The sequence below is a fragment of the Acidiphilium sp. C61 genome (assembly GCF_905116885.1).
Classification (GTDB): Bacteria; Pseudomonadota; Alphaproteobacteria; order Acetobacterales; family Acetobacteraceae; genus Acidiphilium.
In genome coordinates this window covers 1,713,419-1,739,046 of record NZ_CAJHNI010000005.1, presented here as the reverse complement: position 1 = coordinate 1,739,046, position 25,628 = coordinate 1,713,419, and the positions used below count along the sequence as shown (strand labels likewise).

At 68.4% G+C, this 25,628-nt stretch carries 26 protein-coding genes; 19 read left to right on the top strand and 7 right to left on the bottom strand.

What is annotated here, in order from left to right; genetic code table 11:
* Nucleotides 1-162 precede the first annotated feature (162 nt).
* Nucleotides 163-1,428, top strand: coding sequence for an NRAMP family divalent metal transporter (locus HUW10_RS10960; RefSeq protein ID WP_174503534.1), 1,266 nt, complete (start codon nt 163-165; stop codon nt 1,426-1,428).
* 156 nt (nt 1,429-1,584) lie between these two features.
* Here the strand turns inward: HUW10_RS10960 and HUW10_RS10955 are convergent, their stop codons facing one another.
* The 6 genes from HUW10_RS10955 to HUW10_RS10930 all read right to left on the bottom strand — a co-directional run bounded on the left by HUW10_RS10955 (nt 1,585) and on the right by HUW10_RS10930 (nt 5,809).
* Nucleotides 1,585-2,043: a dihydroneopterin aldolase gene (locus tag HUW10_RS10955; RefSeq protein WP_174503533.1), complete on the bottom strand. Its 459-nt coding sequence runs from the start codon at nt 2,041-2,043 to the stop codon at nt 1,585-1,587.
* 197 nt (nt 2,044-2,240) lie between these two features.
* Nucleotides 2,241-2,666, bottom strand: coding sequence for a CHRD domain-containing protein (locus HUW10_RS10950; RefSeq protein WP_236656344.1), 426 nt, complete (start codon nt 2,664-2,666; stop codon nt 2,241-2,243).
* A gap of 127 nt (nt 2,667-2,793) precedes the next feature.
* A complete protein-coding gene (locus HUW10_RS10945; RefSeq protein ID WP_174503531.1) occupies nt 2,794-3,084 on the bottom strand; it encodes a high-potential iron-sulfur protein in 291 nt (96 codons plus the stop codon).
* 169 nt (nt 3,085-3,253) lie between these two features.
* On the bottom strand, nt 3,254-4,231 hold the full coding sequence (locus HUW10_RS10940) for a quinone oxidoreductase (RefSeq protein ID WP_174503530.1): 978 nt from the start codon (nt 4,229-4,231) through the stop codon (nt 3,254-3,256).
* A gap of 20 nt (nt 4,232-4,251) precedes the next feature.
* Nucleotides 4,252-4,746, bottom strand: a complete 495-nt coding sequence (locus HUW10_RS10935; RefSeq protein WP_174503529.1) for a methylated-DNA--[protein]-cysteine S-methyltransferase — start codon at nt 4,744-4,746, stop codon at nt 4,252-4,254.
* A 184-nt stretch (nt 4,747-4,930) separates the two neighbouring features.
* The gene (locus HUW10_RS10930; RefSeq protein WP_174503528.1) at nt 4,931-5,809 is read right to left on the bottom strand and encodes a pyruvate, water dikinase regulatory protein; all 879 of its coding nucleotides are present in this window, start codon (nt 5,807-5,809) and stop codon (nt 4,931-4,933) included.
* A gap of 280 nt (nt 5,810-6,089) precedes the next feature.
* On the opposite strand from HUW10_RS10930, the gene hemE reads away from it, so the two are divergent.
* The 10 genes from hemE to HUW10_RS10880 all read left to right on the top strand — a co-directional run bounded on the left by hemE (nt 6,090) and on the right by HUW10_RS10880 (nt 14,877).
* Nucleotides 6,090-7,166 (top strand): uroporphyrinogen decarboxylase, encoded by a 1,077-nt coding sequence (hemE, locus tag HUW10_RS10925; RefSeq protein WP_174503527.1) that lies wholly within the window; start codon nt 6,090-6,092, stop codon nt 7,164-7,166.
* 5 nt (nt 7,167-7,171) lie between these two features.
* Nucleotides 7,172-8,260, top strand: a complete 1,089-nt coding sequence (hemH, locus tag HUW10_RS10920; protein WP_174503526.1) for a ferrochelatase — start codon at nt 7,172-7,174, stop codon at nt 8,258-8,260.
* A complete protein-coding gene (locus HUW10_RS10915; RefSeq protein WP_174503525.1) occupies nt 8,257-8,949 on the top strand; it encodes an HAD family phosphatase in 693 nt (230 codons plus the stop codon). The genes hemH and HUW10_RS10915 overlap by 4 nt, the downstream gene beginning before the upstream one ends.
* Complete coding sequence (gene hemJ, locus HUW10_RS10910; protein ID WP_174503524.1) at nt 8,946-9,395, top strand: protoporphyrinogen oxidase HemJ; 450 nt, start codon at nt 8,946-8,948, stop codon at nt 9,393-9,395. The genes HUW10_RS10915 and hemJ overlap by 4 nt, the downstream gene beginning before the upstream one ends.
* Nucleotides 9,396-9,553: 158 nt before the next feature.
* Nucleotides 9,554-9,697: a hypothetical protein gene (locus HUW10_RS10905; protein WP_174503523.1), complete on the top strand. Its 144-nt coding sequence runs from the start codon at nt 9,554-9,556 to the stop codon at nt 9,695-9,697.
* Nucleotides 9,698-9,777: 80 nt separating this feature from the next.
* On the top strand, nt 9,778-10,524 hold the full coding sequence (locus HUW10_RS10900; RefSeq protein ID WP_174503522.1) for a ribonuclease activity regulator RraA: 747 nt from the start codon (nt 9,778-9,780) through the stop codon (nt 10,522-10,524).
* Nucleotides 10,525-10,526: 2 nt separating this feature from the next.
* Nucleotides 10,527-12,233: an IlvD/Edd family dehydratase gene (locus tag HUW10_RS10895; RefSeq protein ID WP_174503521.1), complete on the top strand. Its 1,707-nt coding sequence runs from the start codon at nt 10,527-10,529 to the stop codon at nt 12,231-12,233.
* A complete protein-coding gene (locus HUW10_RS10890; protein ID WP_174503520.1) occupies nt 12,230-13,198 on the top strand; it encodes a 2-hydroxyacid dehydrogenase in 969 nt (322 codons plus the stop codon). The genes HUW10_RS10895 and HUW10_RS10890 overlap by 4 nt, the downstream gene beginning before the upstream one ends.
* Nucleotides 13,195-14,121, top strand: coding sequence for a dihydrodipicolinate synthase family protein (locus HUW10_RS10885; protein WP_174503519.1), 927 nt, complete (start codon nt 13,195-13,197; stop codon nt 14,119-14,121). The genes HUW10_RS10890 and HUW10_RS10885 overlap by 4 nt, the downstream gene beginning before the upstream one ends.
* Nucleotides 14,122-14,133: 12 nt before the next feature.
* Entirely contained in the window at nt 14,134-14,877 is a 744-nt protein-coding gene (locus tag HUW10_RS10880; RefSeq protein ID WP_174503518.1) for an SDR family NAD(P)-dependent oxidoreductase, read from the top strand.
* Between the two features lie 7 nt (nt 14,878-14,884).
* Here HUW10_RS10880 and HUW10_RS10875 read toward each other — a convergent pair whose 3' ends face one another.
* Complete coding sequence (locus tag HUW10_RS10875) at nt 14,885-17,161, bottom strand: cation-translocating P-type ATPase (protein ID WP_201712608.1); 2,277 nt, start codon at nt 17,159-17,161, stop codon at nt 14,885-14,887.
* A 126-nt stretch (nt 17,162-17,287) separates the two neighbouring features.
* Here HUW10_RS10875 and HUW10_RS10870 point away from each other — a divergent pair, with 126 nt between their 5' ends.
* From HUW10_RS10870 to HUW10_RS10835, 8 genes are all read left to right on the top strand, one after another.
* Nucleotides 17,288-17,497, top strand: coding sequence for a heavy-metal-associated domain-containing protein (locus tag HUW10_RS10870; RefSeq protein ID WP_174503516.1), 210 nt, complete (start codon nt 17,288-17,290; stop codon nt 17,495-17,497).
* A 9-nt stretch (nt 17,498-17,506) separates the two neighbouring features.
* Nucleotides 17,507-18,634 carry an FAD-dependent oxidoreductase gene (locus HUW10_RS10865; RefSeq protein ID WP_174503515.1) on the top strand — a complete coding sequence of 376 codons (1,128 nt, stop codon included), beginning with the start codon at nt 17,507-17,509 and terminating at the stop codon, nt 18,632-18,634.
* Between the two features lie 156 nt (nt 18,635-18,790).
* The gene (locus HUW10_RS10860) at nt 18,791-20,311 is read left to right on the top strand and encodes an acyl--CoA ligase (protein ID WP_174503514.1); all 1,521 of its coding nucleotides are present in this window, start codon (nt 18,791-18,793) and stop codon (nt 20,309-20,311) included.
* Complete coding sequence (locus tag HUW10_RS10855) at nt 20,308-21,279, top strand: 2-dehydropantoate 2-reductase (RefSeq protein WP_174503513.1); 972 nt, start codon at nt 20,308-20,310, stop codon at nt 21,277-21,279. Before HUW10_RS10860 ends, HUW10_RS10855 begins: the two co-directional genes overlap by 4 nt.
* 153 nt (nt 21,280-21,432) lie before the next feature.
* On the top strand, nt 21,433-22,032 hold the full coding sequence (locus tag HUW10_RS10850) for a hypothetical protein (RefSeq protein WP_236656342.1): 600 nt from the start codon (nt 21,433-21,435) through the stop codon (nt 22,030-22,032).
* A gap of 265 nt (nt 22,033-22,297) precedes the next feature.
* Nucleotides 22,298-23,977: an energy-dependent translational throttle protein EttA gene (gene ettA / locus HUW10_RS10845; RefSeq protein ID WP_174503512.1), complete on the top strand. Its 1,680-nt coding sequence runs from the start codon at nt 22,298-22,300 to the stop codon at nt 23,975-23,977.
* A gap of 249 nt (nt 23,978-24,226) precedes the next feature.
* Complete coding sequence (locus tag HUW10_RS10840) at nt 24,227-24,766, top strand: GNAT family N-acetyltransferase (RefSeq protein WP_174503511.1); 540 nt, start codon at nt 24,227-24,229, stop codon at nt 24,764-24,766.
* 229 nt (nt 24,767-24,995) lie between these two features.
* Complete coding sequence (locus tag HUW10_RS10835) at nt 24,996-25,535, top strand: hypothetical protein (protein ID WP_174503510.1); 540 nt, start codon at nt 24,996-24,998, stop codon at nt 25,533-25,535.
* Nucleotides 25,536-25,628 lie beyond the last annotated feature (93 nt).

Sequence of the window (25,628 nt, the reverse complement as noted above, 5' to 3'; positions counted from 1 at the left end):
ACGGCAGACCAGGGCTATAGAGCATCATCCGATCGGATGGAATCATCTGATCGGATAAAGATGCTCTAGTTATCAACACGATAGAGCACTACATCCGATCCGGAAGGATCGGAAAGTGCTCTAGACTGGGGATTATCGTTCCCGAACCCCGAGGTGCCGCCGATGAACAGCACTCCTGCCCGGCCGGCACGCTGGCTGCGCGTCCCCCGCGCCCTGTTCGCCCGCCTCGGCCCCGGTCTGATCACCGGCGCCGCCGATGACGATCCGAGCGGCATCGCCACCTATTCCCAGGTCGGCGCCCAATTCGGCTACACGCTGGGCTGGTCAGTGGTGCTCGCCCTGCCCTTCATGGTCGCGGTGCAGGAGATCAGCGCGCGGATCGGCCGCATCACCGGCCGCGGCCTCGGCGCGGCGATGGAAGCCCATCTGCCCCGCCCGCTCGCCCTCTCCCTGATCCTGCTGCTCGCCATCGCCAATGTGTTCAATCTCGGCGCCGATCTCGGCGCGATGGCGCAGACCGCGCACATGCTCGCCGGCGGCCCCGAGCGGCTCTACACGGTGGCGATCGCGATATTCTGCGTCATCGCCGAAATCCGCATCCCCTACCGCCGCTACGTCACCGTGCTGAAATTCCTCACCGCGGCACTGCTCGCCTATGTCGCGCTGCTCTTCGTCCTGCGCCTGCCCGCGCGCGAGATCCTCGCCGGCGCGCTGATCCCCCGCCTCACGCTGGACCGCCCGGCCCTGCTCGCGCTGATCGCGGTCTTCGGCACCACGATCAGCCCCTATCTCTTCTTCTGGCAGGCCGCCGAGGAAGCCGAGGATGCCGGGCGCATCCCCGCCGACGGCGCGGCGGTGGCCGGCGAACTCGCCCGCATCCGCGTCGACACCTGGGCCGGCATGACCTATTCGAACGCCGTCTCGCTCTCGATCATCATCGGCACGGCGGCGACCCTGCATGTCCACGGCATCACCGACATCGCCTCGGCGGCGGATGCGGCGAGCGCGCTTGCCCCCATCGCAGGCAGCTTCGCGCGGCTCGTCTTCGCCCTCGGCATTTTCGGCACCGGCCTGCTCGCCATCCCCGTCCTCGCCGGCAGCACCGCCTATGCGATCGGCGAGGCGCTGCACTGGACGGTCGGCCTCTCCCGCCGCGCGCTGGAGGCCCGCGCCTTCTACGGCGTGCTGGCCGTAGCGACGCTTGCCGGCGTCGGCATCGTCTTCTCGCCGCTCCCGCCGATCCGCGCGCTGTTCTGGGCGGCGGTGATCAACGGCATCGCCGCGGTGCCGATCATCGCGGCGATGGTCGCCCTCGCCAGCCGCCCCGCGGTGATGGACGGCCACATCCTGCCGCGCTGGCTGCGCGTCATGGGCTGGCTCACCGCAGCACTCATGGGCGCCTGCACCCTGGCGATGCTGCTGGTCTAGAGCATCATCCGATCAGATGAAATCATCTGATCGGATAAATATGCTCTATTTATCAACAAGATAGAGCACTACATCCGATCCAATCGGATCGGAAAGTGCTCTAGAGCACGTTCCGATCAGACGGGATCAACTGATCGGATGATGCCCTGCCCCCGATCAGGAATTCCGCCGCTCGATCTCGACGCCGACCGAATCCATATCGGCGAACACGTCGAGCTTCTCGACCCGCACCCGCACCAGCACGACCCGCGCATCCGCGAGGCACAGCTCGGCCAGCCGTTCCGCGAGCGTCTCGACGAGCTGGACATGCCCCGCCGCCACCGCCGCCCGCGCGCCGAGCACGATCCGCTCGTAATCGACCACCCGTGCGAGATCGTCCCGCCCCACGCCCCCGCGCGACATCTGCGCGCCGGCAACGTCGCGCGACATCTGCGCGGCAGGGCCATCATGCTCCTCGCGCACCGCGAGATCGAGATTGATCCGCACCCGCTGCGTGCGGCCGAATTCATGGGCATGGACGCCAATATGCGCTTCCAGCACCATGTCCCGCACGAACATCCGCCGCAGCGCCGGCGCTGCGGCGGCAGGCGGGGCGGGAAAATGGCTTTCGTTCATCCTTCGCCCATGCGCCGCCACGCGACCAAAGGCAAGAGTGCGGCACCGCGTCTCCGGCCGGGCAGGCAAGCCCGGCCGTCGCATGTCGGATCAGATGCAGACCCGCTCCGATCCTTTCGGATCGGAAAGTGCTCTATTATATTGATAATTAGGGCATCTTTATCCGATCAGATGATTCTATCTGATCGGAAAATGCTCTAACCCGCGTGAACCCGGCCGCGCAGCTCGCCCGCCTTGAACTTGACGGTATGGACCACGGCATACCACTGCCCGGCCATCAGCTCCTTCGCCTGCGCCGGCGTCAGCACCGCCGCGCCGCGGATCGGCCCGGCCGCCATCGGATGCGGCGGCTTCTTCGACAGCCACACCTGCACGCCCGCATTCTGCCCGGGCTTGGTGATCGGCCCATGGAAATGCGCCATGATCACCTTGCTGCTGAGGTGGCTGTAGGTCACGTCCCAGGTCACCCGCCGGGTCACCGTGTTGAACGTGCCGTGCATCGCGCCCGTCGCGTGGGACATCGTCCCGGCCACCGGGTGAAGCTGGGCGGAAATTCGCATGGTCTTCGCCTGCGCGATCCCCGTCCCACCGGCCAGCCCGGCCGCAAGCACAAATGCAGTCAAGCCTCGCCTGGTCACTCTCACATTCGTCTCCTGTGTGTCGATGCGGCGCGATCATCCCCTCGCGCCCTTGGGTGCGCGGAGCGGCCATTCCGGGCCGCCCCGCCGAAACCTCATGCTCGGCGCGAAATTACGCCTTCGGGCTCCACAGCTCGCACCAGCCCTTGGGCGAGATCGCGCCGGCCACCGCCTTGCAGCGCCCGTCCTTGCCGGCGGTCGATGCCGGGACATACAGCGCGCAGCCGTCGCACTGGTGGCCATCCTTCGGCATATCCTGATATTTCACCGCGGACTTGGCCATGCCGGCCGCTTCCGCCGCCTGCGTGGCGACGATGCCGGCCACGGCGATACCGGCGGAAATTCCGGCCGCCTTGCGCAACAGCGCGCGCCGGCCATTCTGTCTGCTCTTGTCGTCGGACATTGTCTCTGCTCCTGTTTTTGACTGTCCACGGAGGGACAGGAATGGAGTGTGGGAATGAAACCCGATACGGCAAGCACCGCACCGGGTCTCTCCACTCTGCAAATCCAAACGTGGCAGGAATCCGGCGCTCGCGCGATCGTGATCCTGATCGCGCGTCGCCCCACCCTTCTCAGGGCAGCAGGACGGTGCTGCCGGTGGTCCGCCGCGCCTCCAGCGCCTCGTGCGCCGCCGCCGCCTCGGCGAGGGGGAAGGTCTGGTTGACGCGGATCTTCACCGCCCCGGCCTCGACCACCCCGAACAGGTCGTTCGCCACGGCAACGAGGTCGGAGCGCTTGGCGGTATAGGTCGCAAGCGTCGGCCGGGTGAGGAACAGGCTGCCCTTGGCCGCGAGAATGCCGACATCGAGCGGCGGCACCGGCCCCGAGGCATTGCCGTAGCTGACCATCAGCCCGAGCGGCGCCAGCGAATCGAGGCTCGGCCCGAACGTGTCCTTGCCCACCGAATCATACACCACCGGCACCATCGCGCCGTCGGTCAGCCGCTTCACCTCGGCGGCGAGATTGTCGTGCCCGACGATGACGTGATGCGCCCCGTGCGCGCGGGCGAGATCCGCCTTCGCCTCGGTCGAGACGACGCCGATCACCGTGGCCCCGAGATGCCGCGCCCACTGGCAGAGGATGAGGCCGACGCCGCCGGCCGCGGCATGCACGAGAATGGTCTCGCCCGCCTGCACCCGATAGGTCCGCCGCAGCAGGTATTGCGCGGTCATGCCCTGGAGCATCATCGCCGCCCCGGTCTGGAAATCGATCCCCGCCGGCAGCTTCACCAGCCGGTCCGCGGCGATCACCCGCTCGGTCGCATAGGCGCCGACCGGCCCGCCGGCATAGGCGACGCGGTCGCCCGCCGCCACTTCGGTGACGCCCTCGCCCACCGCGACGACGATCCCCGCCCCCTCCATGCCGATCGTCGCCGGCAGATGCGGCATCTTGTAGAGGCCGGTGCGGAAATAGACGTCGATATAATTCAGCCCCACCGCCTCGTGCCGCACCAGCGCCTCGCCGCGTCCCGGCTCGGGTGTCGGCACGTCCTCCCAGCGCAGCACGTCAGGTCCGCCATGGGTGTGGATACGGATGGCCTTGGTCGTCATGTCCTGTCTCCCGGATTTTTTCAGATGCCGCGGCGCGTCGGTTCGCCGAACGCAGCCCCTTCGAGGGTGAGCAGCCGGCGCTTCATCGCCAGGCCCCAGCCTTCCTCGCTGCTGCCGCAATAGCCGCCGAGCCCGTCCGCCGCCCGCACCCGGTGGCACGGGATGAGGATCGGGATCGGATTGGCGCGGTTCGCCCCGCCGACCGATCGCGCGCTGCCGCCCACGGCGCGCGCCACCTCGGCATAGGTTCTGGTCTGGCCGCGCGGGATCGCGCGCAAATGATCCCACACGCGGCGCTGATAATCGGTGCCCGCCGGCGCGAGCGGCAGGGTCTCGTCGAGGGCATCGCCGTCGAAATAGCGCTCCAGCGCCGAAGCCGCCCGCTTCAGCAGCGGTGTCGGCGCATCCGCCGCCGCATCCTCGCCGGCGCCGAAATCGACCGATACGATGGCGCCGTCCCGCTCATGCAGGATGAAACCGCCAAACACCGGATGCCGCATCGAAAGCTGGGCCACAGGACCTTCCCCATTTTCAGGCTCGTGGCCTGCCCCTGAACGGCGCATCCGGGCTTCAGGGACCATCAGGCCACTAAAATACTGATTTTGCTCGTGTCCGCCTCTTGTCGAAACCTGTCGGGTCTCGTTTTGGGGACACTAGAGCCTCACCCCCGGAAGTCAAGCGGACGTGATCGCGCTGTCCTTACCGGTCCGCCGGGCCGCCCCGCCGGCGCCGCTCGTGCCAGGCGTCCATCAGTTTCAGCACCGCCGCCGCGGTCTCCTCGATCGAGCGGCGGGTGACATTGACCGTCGGCCAGCCCCGCGCCGCACAGATCCGCCGCGCGCCGAGCAACTCCGCCTTCACCGTCTCCTCGTCGACATAGTCGCCGCGATCCGGGCGGAACACACCCGCCCCGCCGCCCACCGAACTGCCCTGGCCGAGCAGGGTCAGCCGGTGCCGGCGGATCTCGATCAGCGGTTCGAGATCGATGAACAGCCCGACCACCGGGCAGGGCGGGTCGTCCAGCATCGCCGGCGGGTCGATCCCCGGCACCAGCGGCACGTTCGCTGCCTTGATGCCGCGATTGGCCAGATAAAACGAGGTCGGCGTCTTCGACGAGCGCGATACGCCGACCAGAATCACATCCGCCTCCGCCAGCCCGCGCAGCGCCTGCCCGTCATCGTGCGACAGCACGAAGTGCATCGCGTCGATCCGGCGGAAATAATCCGCGTCCAGCACATATTGCCGCCCCGGCGTCGGCCGCGCCGGCGCGCCCAGCTCGTCGGCCAGCAGGCCGAACACCGGGTCGAGCACGTGCTGGATGCGCACGCCGAGCCGCTGGCACGCCTCGTCCAGCTCATGGCGCAGCGCCTGGTCGAGCAGGCTGCACAGCACCGGCCCCCGCTCCGCCTCGATCCCCTCCAGCACCCGGTGCAGCTGCAACCGCGAGCGGATCAGGCTCCAGCGATGCAGGTGAATATCCGCCCCCTCGAACTGCACGCTCGCCGCCCGCGCCACCGCGCCGAGCGTGTCGCCGGTGGCGTCGGAAACCAGGTGGAGATTGAGCCGCTTGCCGTCCATGCCCTGCCTCATAGCGTGGATAACCTGGGCCGCGATACCGGAGCCGGTGGAAAGCGGGGATGAATTTTCCGCCGCCCCTGCCGGTGGATGAATTTTCCGGGGGCCCCCAGCGTATGTGGAAAAACTGGGGGTTTGATGCAGAATCAGCAGAGTATACGCCGGTTTTGCTTGTGGAAAACTTTGTGCAGAAAAATCCGGTTTACGGGGTTCCCCAGAGTTCACAGCCACAAGCCCTACCACCGTCCTTTCCTATAAGTCGAAATGAAGGTAGGCAGGTCGCATGACGGGACAAAGCACGGAAAAACCGGTTCTCAGAGTGCTCGGGGGCGAGGCAGTCTGGCCGCCGCCGGTATGGCTGATGCGCCAGGCCGGCCGGTACCTGCCCGAATATCGCAAGCTCAGGGAAACGGCGGGAAACTTCATCGCCCTCTGCACCACGCCCGCGCTCGCGACCGAGGTGACCCTGCAACCCGTCCGCCGTTTCGGCATGGATGCGGCGATCCTGTTCAGCGATATCCTGATCCTGCCCTGGGCGCTGGGCCAGAAACTCCGCTTTGCCGAGGGCGAAGGGCCCCGCCTCGAACGGATCGACGGTCTGCCCGCGCTGGACGCGCTCGACCCCGCCGCCCTGCGCCGCGGCACCGAGCCGGTGATGGAAACCGTCTCCCGCGTCCGCGCGGCACTTGCCCCGGAGACGACGCTGATCGGCTTCGCCGGCAGCCCCTTCACCGTCGCCTGCTACATGATCGATGGCCGCGGCGGCGATTTTCCGCTCACCCGCGCCACCGCCTATGCCGATCCCGCCTTGCTCGCCGCGGTGATCGAAACCGTCACCACCGCGACGATCGACTATCTCTCCTGGCAGATCGAGGCCGGGGCCGATTGCGTCATGCTGTTCGACTCCTGGGCCGGGCTGCTGCCGCCGGATCTCTTCCGCGCCCATGTGATCCACCCGACGGCGCGCATCGTCGAACAGCTCCGCACCCGTCATCCGGGGGTGAAGATCATCGGCTTCCCCCGTCTCGGCGGGCTGATGACCCTGTCCTACATCGCCGAAACCGGCATCGACGGGGTCGGGATGGACACATCGGTCGATCCCGTCGCCCTTGCCCGGCTCGCGCCGCGCCGCGTCGCCCTGCAAGGCAATCTCGATCCGCTGCTGCTGCGCGCCGGCGGCGTTTCGCTCGGCCACGCGGTGGAGCGGATCGCCCGCGGCCTCGAAGGCCATCCGCACATCTTCAATCTCGGCCATGGCATCGTGCCGGATACTCCGCCCGAACACGTCGCCGCGGTGATCGAACGCCTCCGTTCGCTGGAACCCGGCGAGCTTGAGGAATCCGTCCTCGCCGCCACCTGAGCGCCATGAACGATTCCGAACCCGCTCTGCCCGTCCGCACCGCGATCGTGCTGTTCAACCTCGGCGGCCCCGATGGCCCCGAGTCGATCAAGCCGTTCCGCGTCAACCTCTTCTCCGATCCCGCGATCATCCGCGCGCCAATCTTCATCCGCTTCTGGCTCGCCCGGCTGATCGCCCGTTCGGCGCAGAAAAAGGCCGAGGAAGGCTATGCGCTGATGGGCGGCAAATCGCCGCTGCTCGATCTCACCCGCCAGCAGGCGGATGCGCTCGAAGCCGCCCTTCCCGGGTCGAAATGCTTCATCGCGATGCGCTACTGGCATCCTTTCGCGCGCGACGTCGCCCGCGAGGTGAAGGCCTGGAACCCCGAGCGTATCCTGCTCCTGCCGCTCTATCCGCAATTCTCCACGACAACGACCGGCAGTTCCCTGGCGGACTGGCACGATTCCGCCGCCCGCGCCGGCCTCGTCGCTCCGACCACCACGCTCTGCTGCTGGTATGACGATCCCGCTTTCGCCGCCGCCACCGCCGAGCCGGTCATCCGCACCTACGAGAAAGCCCGCGCCGATCTCGGTTCGGGTGCGAAAATCCGCCTGCTCTTCTCCGCCCACGGCCTGCCGGAATCCATCGTCAAGGCTGGCGATCCCTACCAGGAGGAGGTCGAGGCCTGCACCGAAGCGGTGATGGCGGCGATCGAGCACCGGATCGGCCACCGGCCCGATTACCAGGTCTGCTTCCAGTCCCGCGCCACGCCGCAGAAATGGCTCGAACCCTCGACCGAACAGGCGATCGAACAGGCCGCGAAGGACAAGACCGCGATCGTCGTTATCCCCATCGCTTTCGTTTCCGAACATATCGAAACGCTGGTCGAACTTGATGTCGAATATCGCGAAATCGCCGACCATCTGAAGCTGCCCGGCTATTACCGCGCCCCGGCGCAAAACGACGATCCCGCCTTCATCGCTGCCGTGGCAGGAATCGCCCGTCGCGCCGTGGCCCACGGTCCCGGCCTCTGCTCGCATCGTGGCGGGCGGTCCTGCGATGTCCGCAACCGGGATTGCCCCTGGGCCCGGCATCGGGCGGTCGAGGCGGCATGACCCGCAGCTTTGACCTCGTCATTTTCGATTGCGATGGCGTTCTGATCGATAGCGAACGCGTCTCTGCCGCCGTCATCGCCGCGGCGATGACCGAGCTGGGCCTGCCGATCACGCCGGATGCGGCGATGGCCCGCTTCGTCGGCGTCTCGCTCCGCGCCATGCGCCCGATGATCGAGGCCGATCTCGGCAGCGAGCTGCCTGCCGACTGGAACACGATGCTCGTCGCCCGCATCGTCGCCGCGATGGAGCGTCACGCCGAACCCATTCCCGGCGCGCGCGACATCCTCGAGCATTTCGATGCCGCCGGCCAGGCCTGGCGCATCGCCTCCAACTCGGCCGATGTCGAGATGGACGCGAAATTCGGCCGCGTCGGCTGGCGCGATCTCGTGGCCGGCCGCACCTTCTCCGCCCCGCGCCTGTTCCCCGAAGGCGGACGGCCGAAACCGGCGCCGGATGTCTTCCTCGCCGCCGCCCGCTCGCTGCCTGCCGCCCCGGAAACCTGCCTCGTGATCGAGGACAGCGTCACCGGCATCACCGGCGCCGTCGCCGCCGGCATGACCTGCTACGGCTTTGCCCCGCACGGCAATGGCGAGGCATTGCTCGCCGCCGGTGCCGCCCGAATCATCGCCGGCCACCACGAATTGCGCGACCTCGTCGCCCTCGCCGCCGCGATCGGAGCCAAGTCATGACCATCGCCGCCCTCGCGCCGTTCTACCGCTGGGAACTCGCCTTTCACGTGATGTCGATCATCGCCTGGATGGCGGCGCTGTTCTACCTGCCGCGCCTCTATGTCTATCACTGCCAGCTCGCCCCCGGCTCCGCCGAATCCGCCCGTTTCAAGGTGATGGAACGCCGCCTGCTCAAGCAGATCGCCACCCCGGCGATGATCTCCTCCTGGAGTTTCGGCATCCTGCTCATCCTCACCCCCGGCGCCATCTCCTGGTCGGCCGGCTGGTGGTGGACGAAATTCATCTCCGTCATCCTGATGAGCGGCTTTCACGGTGCGCTCTCCAAATGGCGGAAAAATTTCCTGAACGACGCCAACATCAAGCCCGAGCGCTTCTACCGAATCGCCAACGAGGTCCCGACCATCCTGATGGTCATCATCGTCATCATGGTCTTCGTGAAACCCTGATCTCGCGGAATCACGGAATAAATTCCCAGTTCCGTTATTGGAATAATATCCCAAATACCTTGAATTAGGACAAAATTCCACATCCCTGCCACATTGGCGTCATCGAAACACCGGTTTTGCCGGGTTTGATACGCCATCCACGAGGAGGGAAACAGCAGATGAACCGCTCCGCACTCCGGGCCACGATTCTGGCCCTTGCCCTTGCCGGCCTCGCCACCGCGCTCGCCGGCTGCGTCTACTACCCCTACGGCTATGGCCCGCCCGGCTATTACCACGGCTGGCATCATGGCGATGACGACTGACCACCCGCCTTGCGGCATGGCGTGCCCCTAATATACAAACGACCGAATGGCGCCGTCCGCGCCAGACAGGGGGAACGCCAATGACCGCGAATGCGACGCCGGATACCGGAACCGACCAGGCGCAGGACGCCGCCTTCATCGCCGCGCTGCAATCGGTCTCGACGGCGACTCTCACCACGGTCCTGCTCAAGAAGGGCCTGCGCAATGTCTGGCTGCGCGGCACGTCGCCGCTCACCCCTGGCCAGGGCCGCAAGGTCGGCCGCGCCTTCACCCTGCGCTTCGTCCCCGCCCGCGAGGATCTCGCCACCCCCGCCTCCTGGGCCTCGCCAACCTCGACCCGCGGCGCGATCGAGGCGATGCCGGAAGGCTGCATCGCCGTCGCCGACGCCATGGGCATCACCGATGCCGGCATTTTCGGTGACATTCTCTGCGCCCGCATGGGCAAGCGCGGCGTCGCCGGCCTCGTCACCGACGGGGTGATGCGCGATCTGGCCGGCGTGCTCGGCACCGGCCTGCCGGTCTGGTGCCGCGGCGCCGCCGCCCCGCCCTCGGTCGCCGGCCTCACCTTCGTCGCCTGGCAGCAGCCCATCGCCTGCGGCGGCGTCGCCGTCTTCCCGAACGACATGATCGTGGTCGATGACGATGGCGCGGTGGTCATCCCCCAGGCCCTGCTCGCCGAAGTGGTGCCCGAAGCCATCGAGCAGGAGGCGCTGGAAGCCTGGATCATGACCGAGATCGAGCGCGGCGTGCCGCTCCCCGGCCTCTACCCGGCGAACGCCGAAACCAAAGCCCGCTACGAAGCCTTCCGCGCCAGCCAGAAGGCCTGACCATGTCGGGCTTGCGCAAGGGGCTGACCAGCTATGGCGATTCCGGCTTCTCGCTGTTTCTCCGCAAGGCCTTCATCAAGGCGATGGGCTATTCCGACGATGCGCTGGACCGGCCCATCATCGGCATCACCAACACCGGCAGCGACTACAATCCCTGCCATGGCAACAGCCCCGACCTGATCGAGGCCGCCAAGCGCGGCGTCATGCTCGCCGGCGGCCTGCCGATGGTCTTCCCCACCATCTCCATCGGCGAGAGCTTCGCGCACCCGACCTCGATGTTCCTGCGCAACCTGATGGCGATGGACACCGAGGAAATGATCCGCGCCCAGCCGATGGACGCCGTGATCGTCATCGGCGGCTGCGACAAGACCCTCCCCGCCCAGCTGATGGGCGCGATCAGCACCAACCTGCCCACCATCGTCGTCCCCACCGGCCCCATGGTCGTCGGCCATCACAAGGGCGAGGTGCTCGGCGCCTGCACCGATTGCCGCCGCCTCTGGGGAATGCACCGCGCCGGGCAGATCGATGCGGCTGAAATCGAAACCATCAGCGGCCGCCTCGCCCCCTCGGTCGGCACCTGCATGGTGATGGGCACCGCGAGCACCATGGCCTGCGTGATCGAGGCGCTCGGGTTTTCCCTCCCCATGAGCGCCACCATCCCCGCCGTCCATGCCGAGCGCCGCCGCATCGCCGAGGCCAGCGGCAAGCGCATCGTCGAGCTGGCGAAATCCGGCGCGCCCCGCCCGCGCGACCTCATCACGCCTGCCTCGCTGCGCAACGCCCTCGCCGTCCTGCAAGCCATCGGCGGGTCGACCAACGGCATCATCCACCTCACCGCCATGGCCGGCCGCGCCGGTGCCAGGATCGAGCTCGACACGGTGGATGCGATCGGCCGTTCCGTTCCCGTCCTGGTCGACCTGAAACCCTCCGGCGATCACTACATGGAGCATTTCCACCATGCCGGCGGCATCCCCCGCCTGCTGCACGAACTTTCGCGCCATCTCGATCCTGCTGCGCCCACCATCAGCGGGCAGACCATCGGCGAGATCGCCGAAGCCGCCGAAATCGTCCCCGGCCAGACCGTCATCCGCACCGCCGACAAGCCGCTGAAATCCTCCGGCGCCCTCGCCGTGCTGCGCGGCAATCTCTGCCCGCGCGGCGCCGTCATCAAGCAATCCGCCGCCTCGCCGCACTTGCTGAACCACACCGGCCCTGCCCTCGTCTTTGAAAATGTCGAGGACATGGCGGCAAGAATCGATTCCGACGAGCTGGATGTCACGCCCGAAACAATCCTCGTCCTGCGCAACACCGGCCCGATCGGCGCGCCCGGCATGCCTGAGGCCGGCTACCTGCCGATCCCGCGCAAGCTCGCCCGCGCCGGGGTGAAGGACATGGTACGAATTTCCGATGCACGGATGAGCGGCACCGCCTTCGGCACCATCGTGCTGCACATCGCCCCGGAATCCGCTTCCGGCGGCCCGCTCGCCCTCGTCCGCACCGGCGATCCGATCCGGCTCGACGTCGCCGCGCGCACGCTCGATCTGCTGATCGACGATGCCGAATGGCAGCGCCGCGCGGCGGATCACGCCGCCCGGCCGATGCGCCCGCCGCCTGCGCGCGGCTATGCCAGGCTGTTCGAAACCACCGTGCTGCAAGCCGATGAAGGCTGCGATTTCGATTTCCTCCGTGGCGAAGGACCCTCCGCATGAGCGAGCGCCCCACACTTCTCTTCCTTGGCGACCTGATGCCGGTCATCGAGGACTCGCTTGCCGCCCGCTTCGACATTCTGGTCGATGACGGCAGCAATCTCGACGCGCTGATCGCGCAGCACGGCGCGCGGATACGCGGCCTCGTGACGCGCGGCCGCCGCCCGACCGATGCGCCGCTGATCGCCCGCCTGCCCGCGCTCGAACTGATCGCGAATTTCGGCGTCGGCTACGACACGGTCGATGCGCATGCAGCGGCCAAACACGGCGTTATCGTCACCAACACGCCGGATGTCCTGAACGACGAGATGGGCGATTTCACCGTCGGCCTCCTGCTCGCCACGATCAGAACGATCCCTGCCGCCGAGCGCTATCTTCGCGACGGCAGATGGACCGGCGGCGCCTTCCCGCTCGGCCACAGCCTGCGTGGCCGGCGCATCGGCATCGCCGGCATGGGCCGCATCGGCCGCGTCGTCGCCCGCCGCCTCTCGGGCTTCGACCTGCCGATCGCCTATCACACGCGCAACAGGATCCCGGATCTCGACTATCCGCATTTCCCCTCGCTGCGCGATCTCGCCGCCGCGGTCGATGTGCTGATTGTCGTTCTCCCCGGCGGTGCCGCCACCCGCCATGTCGTCAATGCCGAGGTGCTCGCCGCCCTCGGCCCCGATGGCATCCTGATCAACGTCGCCCGCGGCACCGTGGTCGACGAAGCCGCCCTGATCGACGCGCTGACCCATCGCAAAATCCTTGCCGCCGGCCTCGATGTCTTCGAAAACGAGCCACATGTCCCGGCTTCACTTCTCGCCTGCGACAACGCGGTTCTCGTGCCGCATATCGGCACCGGCACGCACCACACCCGCGGCCTGATGGCGGACCTGCTGATCCGCAACGTCATGTCCTGGTTCGACGGCAAGGGCCCGATCACCCCCGTCGCCGAAACCCCGGCGAAGATGCCACCGCAATGAAACTCGACCACACCGCGCGCGGCGTCTTCCCCATCGCGCCCACGCCGTTCCTGCCCGATGGCGCGATCGATACGACATCGATCGACAGCATGTGCGATTTCTATTCTTCCGCCGGTGCGACTGGCATCACCATCCTCGGCATCATGGGCGAAGCCCCAAAGCTCGACTCTGACGAAGCGTTAGCCATCTCCCGCCAGGTCATCGGCCGTATGCGCGTGCCCGTCATTGTCGGCGTCTCCGCCCCCGGTTTCGCCGCCATGCGCAACCTCGCTTGCGCGGTGATGGATGCGGGGGCCGCCGGCGTCATGATCGCCCCGCCGCCCTCGCTGCGCACCGATGATCAGATCGTGACCTACTATCACAACGCGATCGAGGCGATCGGCAGCGACATCCCGTTCGTCATCCAGGACTATCCGCTGACGCTCTCGGTGATCTTGACGCCGCAGGTCATCCGCCGCATCGTGACGGACCTGCCCTCCTGCGTCATGCTCAAGCACGAGGACTGGCCGGGGCTTGAAAAAATCTCCGCGCTGCGCGCCTTCCAGCGCGAGGGTAGCCTCCGCCCGCTTTCGATTCTAACAGGCAATGGCGGGCTATTTCTCGATTTCGAAATGGAGCGCGGCGCCGATGGTGCGATGACCGGCTATTGTTTCCCGGACATGCTGGCCGACATCGTCCGCCTCTCGAACGCGGGCAAGCGCGACGACGCGCATGATCTGTTCGACGCCCATCTGCCGCTGATCCGCTACGAACAGCAGCAAGGCGTCGGTCTCGCCACCCGCAAATATGTTCTTCGCAAACGCGGTGTTATCGCCCATGACGTCCAGCGCGTCCCCGCCGGCAAGCTCACCGAAACCGCGCGCGCCGAAATCGACTTTTTGCTCCATCGCCTTGCGAAGCACGACAAGCGCGCCGCGATCTGAAGGAAAACACGAGTGGAAAACCGTTTCGAGGGCAAGACCGCGGTGATCACCGGCGGTGCCGCCGGCATCGGCCTTGCCGCCGCCACCCGCATCATCGCCGAGGGCGGCAACGCCATCCTGTGGGATCGCAGCCGCGAGGCCATCGTCGCCGCTGCCCAGGATCTTGGCCCGTCCTGTTCCGGCGTGTCGCTCGACGTCACCGACCTGCGCGCCCTCGAACGCGCCGCCGCCGAGGCGGTGCGCGAACACGGCGCGATCGATGTTCTCATCGCCAGCGCCGGCATCACCGGCCCGAACGCGCCGACGTGGGACTACCCGCTCGACGCCTGGCGCCAGGTCATCGAGGTCAATCTCACCGGCGTGTTCTGCGCCTGCAAGGCGGTGGTGCCGCACATGCGCGCGCGCAATGCCGGGCGCATCGTCAACATCGCCTCCATCGCCGGGAAGGAAGGCAATCCCAACGCCCCGGCCTACAGCGCCTCCAAGGCCGGCGTCATCGGCCTGACCAAGTCGCTCGGCAAGGAACTCGCCGGCACGCCGATCACGGTGAACTGCATCACCCCCGCCGCCGTCCGCACCGCGATCTTCGAGCAGATGAGCCAGCAGCACATCGACTACATGCTTTCGAAAATCCCGATGAACCGCTTCGGCACGGTCGAGGAAATCGCAGCGCTGATCTGCTTCCTCGCCTCGGACGAAGCCTCCTTCAGCACCGGCGCCGTGTTCGACATCTCCGGCGGCCGCGCCACCTACTGACGCGACGTTATTTCACCTGCGGCCGCCAGCGGCGCAGCAGCAGCGCGTTGGTCACCACGCTGACGCTCGATGCCGCCATCGCCGCGCCGGCGACCATCGGGCTCAGCCAGCCGAGTGCGGCCAGCGGAATACCGACGACGTTGTAGACGAACGCCCAGAACAGGCCCTGGCGGATCTTGCGCATCGTCGCCTGCGCCACGTCCAGCGCCGCGACGACCAGTGCCGGGTCGCCGCGCATCAGCGTGATCCCCGCCGTATGCATCGCGATATCCGTGCCCGTCGCCATCGCCATCCCGATATCGGCGGCGGCGAGCGAGGGCGCGTCGTTCACCCCGTCCCCCACCATCGCGACCACGTGCCGGTCCCGCCGCAGGGCGCCGATGATCTCTTCCTTGTCCGCCGGCAGCCGCCCCGAAAACACCTTGTCGATCCCGAGGTCCCGCGCCACGGCGGCGGCCGCGCCCGCATTGTCGCCGGTCAGCAGCGCCACGAGCCGCCCCTGTGCCGCCAGTGCCGCGACTGCGCCGGCCGCCCCCGGTTTCACCCGGTCGCCGAACCCGACCAGCCCGAGCACCTGCGCCGCGCCGCCCATCTCCGCGCTGCCCGCTGGCTCGGTCCCGATCACCCAGGACACGCTGCGCCCGTCCGTCTCCAGCTCCCGCGCCGTCGCGCCGAGCCGCCCGGCGGCAGCGCCGGTCTCCTCGAGCAGGCGGGAGCTGCCGATCATGATCCGCTGCCGGCCGACCACCCCGCTCACCCCGCGCCCCGGCAGCGCCTTGACCGCCTCCGCCGGCAGCGGCGCGATGCCCTCGCTCTCCGCCCGCGCGCACACCGCCCGCGCCAGCGGATGCTCGCTGCCCGCCATCACCCCGGCCATCGTGGCGAGCAGCGCCGCGGCGTCCATCTCGCCGGCCGGGGCCAGCGCCACCACTGCGGGCTTGCCCTCGGTCAGCGTGCCGGTCTTGTCGAAGGCGACCGCCGTCACCCGCGCCGCCGCCTCCAGCGCCTCGGCGTCCTTCACGAGAATGCCGTGCCGTGCGGCAACGCCGGTCCCCGCCATCACCGCTGTCGGCGTCGCGAGCCCGAGGGCGCAGGGACAGGCGATCACCAGAACCGACACCGCGTTCAGGATCGCTACCGGCGCCCCCGCCCCGGCCAGCAGCCACCCCACCAGCGTCGCCGCCGCCACCGCCACGACAACCGGCACGAACACCGCCGCCACCCGGTCCACCAGGCGCTGGATCGGCGCCTTCTCCGCCTGCGCCGTCTCCACCAGGCGGATGATGCGGGCGAGCATCGTCTCCGCCCCGACCGCCTCGGTGCGCAGCAGCAGCGCGCCCTCGCCGTTGATCGCCCCGCCCGGCACCTGCCCGCCCGGCCCGCGCGCCACCGGCAGGCTCTCGCCGGTCAGCATCGAGAGATCGACGCTCGACTCCCCCGCCTCGATCACGCCATCCACCGGAATCCGCTCGCCCGGCCGTACCGCGACGAGATCGCCGCGCCGGACCTGCCCGATCGGCACGTCCCGCTCGCTGCCATCGGCGTCGCGCAGCCGCGCCGTGGTCGGCCGCAGCGCCGCCAGCGCCGCCAGCGCCGCCCCGGTCTGCCGCCGCGCCCGCGCCTCCAGCCACTTGCCGAACAGGATGAGGGTGATCACCGTCGCCGCGGAATCGAAATAGAGCGGCACGCCGCCTTGCGCGGCCCCTTGCCCGCCGGCCCAGCCCTGCACCAGCAGCACCAGGCTCAGCCCATAGGCCGCGGTGGTGCCGAGCGCGACGAGCAGGTCCATGTTCCCCGCCCCCGCCCGCAGCGCCGCCCACCCCGCGCGATAGAACCGCGCGCCGAGCCAGAGCTGCACCGGTGTCGCCAGCGCCAGCTCGGCCCAGCCCGGCAGCGCCAGCGGCGCGCCCGCCATATGCAGCGCCATGTTGCCGATCAGCGGCGCCGTCAGCAGTGCTGCGAGGATCACGTGGCGCAGATCCCGCCGCCCGTCCGCCGCCCGCCGCGCGTCCTCGGCATCGGCCGCAGCTTCGCTGTCCACCACCTCATGCGCGGCATATCCCGCCTTGCTGATCGCCGCGATCACCGCCGCCGTGTCGAACCCGCTGCCGGAAATCCGCGCCCGCTCGCTGGCGAGATTGACGGCCGCGCCGCTCACCCCCGCCACCTTCCGCGCCGCCCGCTCCACCCGCGCCACGCACGAGGCGCAGGTCATGCCCTCCACCGCGAGGTCCACCGCCTGCGGATCGGCGGCATCGGTCATTGCGGCATTGCTCGGGGTCATGGCGGGCTCCTTTCGCCGCATGATATGGGTTTGCCATGATGGGAAGGTCAAACCCGCCCCCTTGACCTTCCCATCATGGCAGACACCATGTTTCCACCCATACTGCCCCTATCGAGGAGATCCGCCATGATCGAGTTCAACGTCGAAGGCATGACCTGCCAGCATTGCGTCCGCGCCGTAACCGGGGCGGTGCAGGCGGTGCATCCGGGCGCCGAGGTCGCGGTCGATCTCGCCGCCGGCACCGTGCGCATCCCCGCCGCCACCGCCGCCGAGGCCGCCGCCCTCGCCGCCGCGATCGAGGAAGAGGGCTACAAGGTGAAGCCCGCCGCCGCCTGACCCGTGCCGATGCCGGCCGCCCGCCATCTGCTGCTCGTCGGCGCCGGCCATGCCAGCATCGCGGTGCTGCGCGACCTGGCGCAAGCACCGCATCCCGGCCTGCGCGTCACCGTGCTGACCCCGTCGGCAAGCCTGTCCTATTCCGGCATGCTGCCCGGCATCGTCGCTGGCGGCACCGATCCGGCAGCGGGACGGATCGACATCGCCCGCCTCGCCGCTGCCGCCGGCGCCACCCTCTGCCTCGACCGCGCGACCGGCCTCGACCCCGATGCGCGCCGCGTCCTCCGCGCCGGCGGCGCGCCGCTCGGCTACGACCTGCTGGCCCTCGATATCGGCGCCCCGCCCGCTTCACCCGCTGCCGATGGCGTCATCCCGGTCCGCCCGCCGGACGCCCTGCTCGCCCATCTGCCGGCGCTGGACGCGGCGTCGTCCCGCCCCGCGCCGTTCCACCTCGCCGTGGTCGGCGGCGGTGCTGCCGGGGTGGAACTCGCCTTCGCCCTCGCGCACCGGCTGCGCGCCCGCCGCGCCGCCACCGGGACCGATCCGGCGACGCTCTCCCTCACCCTGCTGCCCGGCCCATCCGGCCTCTTGCCCGGCCTGCTGCGCCGCGCCGCAAGCCTGGTCGCCGCCCGCCTCGATGCCTGCCGCATCGCGCTCGGCCCGCCGGCGCGCGCCGGCATCCCGCGGGCGGGGCAGATCCCGCTCGATGACGGAACCAGCCTCGCCGCCGATGCCGTGGTCTGGGCCGCCGGCGCCGCCGCCCCCGCCTGGCTGCGCGGCAGCGCCCTCGCCCTCGATCCGGCGGGGTTCGTCGCCGTCGCCCCGACGCTGCGCTCCCGCTCGCACGACACCGTCTTCGCCGCCGGCGACATCGCCGGCTTCGGCGCCCTCGGCGTGCCGAAATCCGGGCTCTACGCGGTGCGGCAGGGGCCGGTGCTGGCCGAAAACCTTCGCCGCGCCCTCGCCGGCCTGCCGCTCCGCCGCTTCCGCCCGCAGCGCGCCGCCCTCTACCTCCTCGCCACCGGGCCGGACCACGCGATCGGCACGCGCAACGGCCTCGTCGTCTCCGGCGCCTGGGTGCGGCGCTGGAAAGACCGGATCGACCGCCGCTTCATCGCCTCCTACGCCATACCCTGACCCTACCCCGGTCGAACGCGCGCCACCCCCTTGCCCGCCGGGCCGATCCGCGTCAGAGACATCGCCGCACCAGAGCACGTTCCGATCCATCAGGATCGGATAAAGCTGCTCTAACACCTCTGATCGCAGCATATAAAAGGAGGCGGCAAGCCAGCCATGAGCGAAACGGTCCACGACATCCTGAGTGCCCATACCGGCGCCCGCGCCATCGCCGCGCCCGCGCGGCTCCCCTGTTCCGGTCCCCGCCTCGCTGCCCTGGCGGAGGAGGTGCGCACCGCGCTCAACGCGCGCGGCATCGGCCGTGGCGATCGTGTGGCCATCGTCCTGCCGAACGGCCCCGCCGCGGCGACCGCCTTCGCCGCCATCGCCGCGATGTGCTGCGCCGCCCCACTCAACCCGGCCTACAAGGACCAGGAATTCGAATTCTATCTCGATGACCTGAAGCCCCGCGCCGTCATCGTCGCCGCCGGCACCGACAGCCCGGTGCGCGGCGTCGCCGCCAGGCTCGGCATCCCCCTGCTCGACCTCGCCGAGGACGAGTCCGCCCCCGCCGGCGTGTTCACGCTCGACGTCTCAGCCCTGCCCGAAACCCCGGCCGCCAACCCCGGCCCGGCCGAACCGGAGGACGAGGCGCTGGTCCTGCACACCTCCGGCACCACCGCGCGTCCCAAGATCGTCCCGCTGCGCAGCAAAAACCTCGCCGCCTCGGCGCGCCACATCTCCGCCAGCCTCGCCCTCGCGCCGGACGATCTCTGCCTCAACGTGATGCCGCTGTTCCACATTCACGGCCTGATCGCGGCAACCCTCGCCTCGCTGCGCGCCGGCGCCGCCGTCTGCTGCACGCCCGGCTTCAACGCCTTCCGCTTCTTCTCCTGGCTCGAGGAGGAAACCCCCACCTGGTACACGGCGGTGCCGACCATGCACCAGGCGATCCTGCTTCGCGCCCCCGAGGACGACGCGGTCAGGGCGCTCGCCCGGCTGCGGTTCATCCGCTCCTCCTCCGCCTCGCTGCCGCCGCAGGTGATGGCGGCGCTGGAGCAGAAATTCGGCGCCCCGGTGATCGAGGCCTACGGCATGACCGAGGCCGCCCACCAGATGGCCTCCAACCCGCTGCCGCCGCGCGCCCGCAAGGCCGGCTCGGTCGGCATCGCCGCCGGCCCCGAAATCGCGATCATGGACGATGACGGCACCCTCCTGCCGCAGGGCGAAACCGGCGAGGTCGTCATCCGCGGTCCCAACGTCACTGCCGGCTACGCCGCCAACCCCGACGCCAACGCCAAGGCCTTCGCCAATGGCTGGTTCCGCACTGGCGACCAGGGCATGCTCGACCCCGAGGGCTATCTCTTCCTCACCGGCCGGCTCAAGGAGCAGATCAACCGCGGCGGCGAGAAGATCAGCCCGCTGGAGGTCGATGTCGCCCTGCTCGACCATCCGGACATCGCCGAGGTCTGCACCTTCGCCATCCCGCACGACAAGCTGGGCGAGGACGTCGCCGCCATCGTCGTCCCCCGCGCCGGCACCGCGCCCGACCCGCAGGCGATCCGCGATTTCGCCGCCGGCCGCCTCGCCGCCTTCAAGGTGCCCCGCCGCATCCTGATCATGGAGGCGATCCCCAAGGGCCCGACCGGCAAGGTCCAGCGCGTCGGCCTCGCCGCCCGCCTCGGGATCGAGGCATGACCAGCATCTGCGTCTTCGGCGCCGGGGCCATTGGCGGCCTCGTCGCCGCCCGGCTGCAAGCGGCCGGCACCGATGTCTCGATCGTCGCCCGCGGCCCGCATCGCGCCGCCATCGAGGCCAACGGGCTTCTGCTCCTCTCCGGCGGGGAAAAAATTCTCACCCGCCCCCGCGTGGCCGACGCCGCCGAACTCGGCCCGCAGGATTATGTTCTCATCACGCTCAAGGCCCAGGGCATCGAGCCCGCCCTGCCGCAACTCCGCCACCTGATCGGCCCGCAGACCACCATCATCGCCGCGATCAACGGCATCCCCTGGTGGTATACCTACGGCCTGCCTGCCCCCTTCACCGACCGTCGGATCACCGCGGTCGATCCCGAGGGCGCGGTCTGGGCCGCGCTGCCCCCGGCGCAGACGCTCGGCTGCATCGTCTACCCCGCCGCCGAGATCGTCGAGCCCGGCGTGGTCAACCACACCTATGGCGACCGTTTCGTCCTCGGCGAGCCCGATGGCGCCCGCACCGAGCGCGCCGCCCTGATCAGCCGCCTGATGATCGAGGCCGGCCTCAAGGCGCCGGTCCGCCCCCGCATCCGCGACGACATCTGGGTCAAGCTCTGGGGCAACATGGCCTTCAACCCGATCAGCGCGCTGACCGGTGCGACACTCGACGTCATCACCGCCGACCCCGGCACCCGCGCCCTCGCGCGGGGGATGATGCTCGAAGGCGCGGCCATCGCCGAGGCGTTCGGCGTGCGCTTCGCCATCGATGTCGAGAAGCGGATCGACGGCGCGGCCGAGGTCGGCGCGCACAAGACCTCGATGCTCCAGGACCTCGAGCGCGGCCGCCCGATCGAGATCGAGGCGCTGCTCGGCGCCGTGGTCGAGATGGCCGCCTGGGTCGACCTGCCGGCCCCCACCTGCGCCGCCGTCCTCGCTTTGGTACGCCAGCGTGCCAAAATCGCGGGTGTTTGATCACATCCATGTGAATAACGCATAATTGAACCCGAAAACTGGCGATCTCGTAACCTGGTTTGAATAAGAAGCGTTCGGCGCCGAACAATCGTCGGACCGCCCGCGCCGGCCCCGTGCCGGCGCGGGCTCAATCAAACCAATGAGAGACGCCCAATGACACCCACTGTCTTCAGTCTTCCAACCTCGGCCTATGTGCCCCTCGGCCTCGCCTTCTTCGGCCTCGGCACCGGCTATCTGATCTATGGTCCGCAGGAGCTCTTCGGCTTCCCGGAACGCTCGCCTGCGGTCGATTGGGCCAATGGCTGGTACGGCGTCTGGATGCCCGGCTTCCTGCAATTCCTCTGCGGCACCTACATCCTTGTCGGCCTGACCTGGTTCCACGTTTTCCACGGCGCCCCGCTCTACGCGGCCGGCATCCTCACCTCGGTCTTCGGCGTGCACTGGTTCGCCATCGGCCTGAGCCGCATGCGCCAGGGTGACATGCGGGTGAACGGCTTCATGGCGGTCGCCTTCTTCCTCGTCTCCGTCCTCGGCCTGATCGTCTTCGCCGAAGCGGGCGACATTCCGGTGGCCATCCTCTTTGCTGGCCTCTGCTGCGTGTATTTCTCCGGAATATTTTCCTATTTCGGCGTCGCCGCCCCGTTCAGCCTCCGCGCCCAGGGCTTCTTCCACACCGTCACCGGCTTGTGGCTGATGTATCTCACCTACGGCATCGTGCTGAACCTCGCCCTCGGCTGGCACGTCGACATCTGACACCCCGCACCCCCAACCCCTGAACGCGTACACGGCCGGAGTTTCGCTCCGGCCGTTCTGCATTTCGTTCCGGAGTTCTGCTCCGGCCGTTCTGTATTTCGCTCCGGAGTTCTGCTCCGGCCTTTCTGCATTTCGCTCTGGCGTTCTGCTCCGGCCGTTCTGCATTCCGCGCGCCCCACAGGCGCAAAACCCCGCCCTCGGTTGCCCGCGCGTCGCCCCCCCCCTATACCGGCTGCAAAACCCCGCACGCGCACAGGAACTCCCGATGGCCAGCTACCAGTATGTCTATGTGATGAAAGACCTCACCAAGGCCTTCCCCGGTGGCCGCGAGGTCTTCAAGGGCATCACCCTTTCCTTCCTCCCCGGCGTCAAGATCGGCGTGCTCGGCGTCAACGGCGCCGGCAAATCCACCCTGCTGAAAATCATGGCCGGCATCGAGAAGGAATTCGGCGGCGAGGCGTGGGCCGCCGAGGGCGCGCGCGTCGGCTACCTCCCGCAGGAACCGCATCTCGACCCGACCCTCACCGTCGGCGAGAACGTCGCCCTCGCCTTCGCCGACATGCGCGCCGCCCTCGCCCGCTTCAACGAAATCTCCGAAGCCTTCATGGAGCCGATGGACGACGAGCAGATGAATGCCCTGCTCGCCGAACAGGCCACCCTCCAGGAAAAGATCGACGCCGGCGACGGCTGGGAGCTCGACCGCCAGATCGATATCGCGCTCGACGCCCTTCGCTGCCCCCCGTCCGACGCCGCCGTCACCAACCTCTCCGGCGGTGAGCGCCGCCGCGTCGCCCTCTGCCGCCTCCTCCTCGAGAAGCCCGACCTCCTCCTCCTCGACGAACCGACCAACCATCTCGACGCCGAATCCGTCGCCTGGCTCGAAAAGACCCTGCGCGCCTACACCGGCACCGTCATCCTCGTCACCCACGACCGCTACTTCCTCGAAAACGTCACCAACTGGATCCTCGAACTCGAACGCGGCCGCGGCTACCCGTTCGAGGGCAACTACACCTCCTGGCTCGAACAGAAACAGAAGCGCCTCGCCCAGGAGGAAAAGGAAGAATCCGCCCGCCAGCGCGCCCTCAAGGAAGAGCGCGAATGGATCGGCGCCTCCCCCAAGGCCCGCCAGGCGAAAAACCAGGCCCGCATCAGCCGCTACGAGGAAATGCTCGCCAAATCGAGCGAGCAGGTCTCCGGCGTCGCCGAAATCGTCATCCCCCCCGGCCCGCGCCTCGGCGGCACCGTCATCGAGGCCCAGGATCTCCGCAAGGGCTTCGGCGACAACCTCCTGATCGACGGCCTCTCCTTCAAGCTCCCCCCCGGCGGCATCGTCGGCGTCATCGGCCCCAACGGCGCCGGCAAATCCACTCTCTTCAAGATGATCACCGGCGTCGAAAAACCCGATGCCGGCTCCTTCGTCGTCGGCGACACCGTGAAACTCGGCTATGTCGACCAGTCGCGCGACAGCCTCGATGACAACAAGACCGTCTGGGAGGAAATCTCCGGCGGCACCGACGTCATCCACCTCGGCAAGCGCACCGTCCCCTCCCGCGCCTATGTCGGCGCCTTCAACTTCAAGGGCTCCGACCAGCAGAAGAAAGTCGGCATCCTCTCCGGCGGCGAACGCAACCGCGTCCACCTCGCGAAAATGCTCAAGGGCGAACACAACGTCATCCTCCTTGACGAACCCACGAACGATCTCGACGTCGATACGCTGCGCGCCCTGGAAGAAGCCCTCGCCGAATTCGCCGGCTGCGCCGTCATCATCTCGCATGATCGCTGGTTCCTCGATCGCCTCGCCACCCACATCCTCGCCTTCGAGGGCGACAGTCACGTCGAATGGTTCCAGGGCAACTTCCAGGATTACGAGGAAGACAAACGCCGCCGCCTCGGCGCCGACGCTACCGAACCCCACCGCATCAAATACCGCCCCCTCACAAGGTAGCCAGCGGATGCAGGGTCTTGGTTCCGGGCCCACGCAGGGGGTTCCACCCCCTGCACCCCCGCCAAGGGCTGAGCCCTTGGAACCGCGCTCGCGTTTTGGTTTTGGGGAGGGCGTGTCCCTGCCTTTACCAAGGCAATTGCCCGGATGCCCTCCCCAAAACCAAAACGAATGGATTCCAAAGGCTCCGCCTTTGGCTTGGTTCAGGGGCAGCGCCCCTGATGGGGCCCGGGGCAAGGCCCCGCCATTTCCATGACCATCAACCCGACATGGCAGATCACCACCGGGCGGTTGCGGCTCGATCCGGTGGGCTGGTCCGATGTCGAGGATCTCGTCGCCCTGAAAACCGACCCCCGCGCCTTCGCCCTGATGCTCGGCGGGGTCCGCACCCGCGAACAGGCCGTGGCCGAACTGGCGGAAGACATCGCCGCCTGGGGCGCGCAAGGCTTCGGAATCTGGTCCATCCGCGGCCGCACCACCAACGCCTTCCTCGGCATCACCGGCCTCGCCGACCGCCCGGATGGCCGCGGCATCGCGCTCCGCTTCGCCCTATGGCCCGAAGTCCGCGGTGCCGGCCTCGCCCGCGAAGCCGCCAGCGCCGCCCTCCGCTACGGCCACGACCGCGCTCATTTGCGCCGCATCATCGCCATCGCCCGCGCCGACAATTTTGCCAGCCGCACCGTCCTCGGCGCCATCGGCATGACCGAATCCGACTCTTTTCTCCGCAACGGCGTGCAGATGCTGGTGTATGAGAGTGTCTCGAAAAACGAGAGATCGCTGTTGGACGGCTGAAATCGGCGGCCCCGCACCGCCCCGATTGTTTCCCGTGAAACAGTCCCCGCAACCGGCCGGGTCATCGACCCACACCCTCACCGCACGCCACAGCAACCCTGTCGGTAAATAATCCGTGCCCTCATCCCAGAAACTATCAAAATATTAACGTCCCGTTCACCGCTTCCGCGCGCCAAACCTGAGTCTCTTCTGTATAAAAATGTGTCATTACGCAGAGGGACCGAGCGGCATGCGTGTCCTCGTCGTCTATTATTCCCGGACAGGAACCACCGCGCGCATCGCCAGCATGATCGCCGGCGAATTCGGCGCTGATCTGGAAACCATCCGCTGCCCCGCCTGCGCCTACGGCATTCCTGGCGCGTTCCGCGCGCTCGGCACCTGCCTTGGCGGCCACCCGCCCGAAATCCTCCCGACCACGATCAACCCCGCGAAGTACGAGCTGCTCATCCTCGGAACCCCGGTCTGGGCTTTCTCCCTCGCCGCCCCGCTCCGCGCCTGGCTTGCCGTCAGGGGCCGCAACCTGCCCGCCTGCGCCGCCTTCGCCACCGCCAGCGCCACCGGCTTCCGCAGTACCTTCGCCGCCATCGAAACCCTCACCGGCCAGACACTCCGCGCCACCCTCGCCATCACCGCCGAAGACATCTGCGCCGGCCGCGAACACCTCGCCACCCTCCGCTTCGCCGACACCCTGCGCGAAACGACAACCCGCCTCTGGCGCCACGCCCCGCCGCGTGCCGCCCACCGCCATGAAACCTTCCTCGGCTGGTAGCCCCTCTCCAGCACAAGGAATGTCGTCCTGCCCCACCCGCCGCGAGGAAAGGATCATATTCCTATAAAACCGATGGGAATATCGTCACAGAGC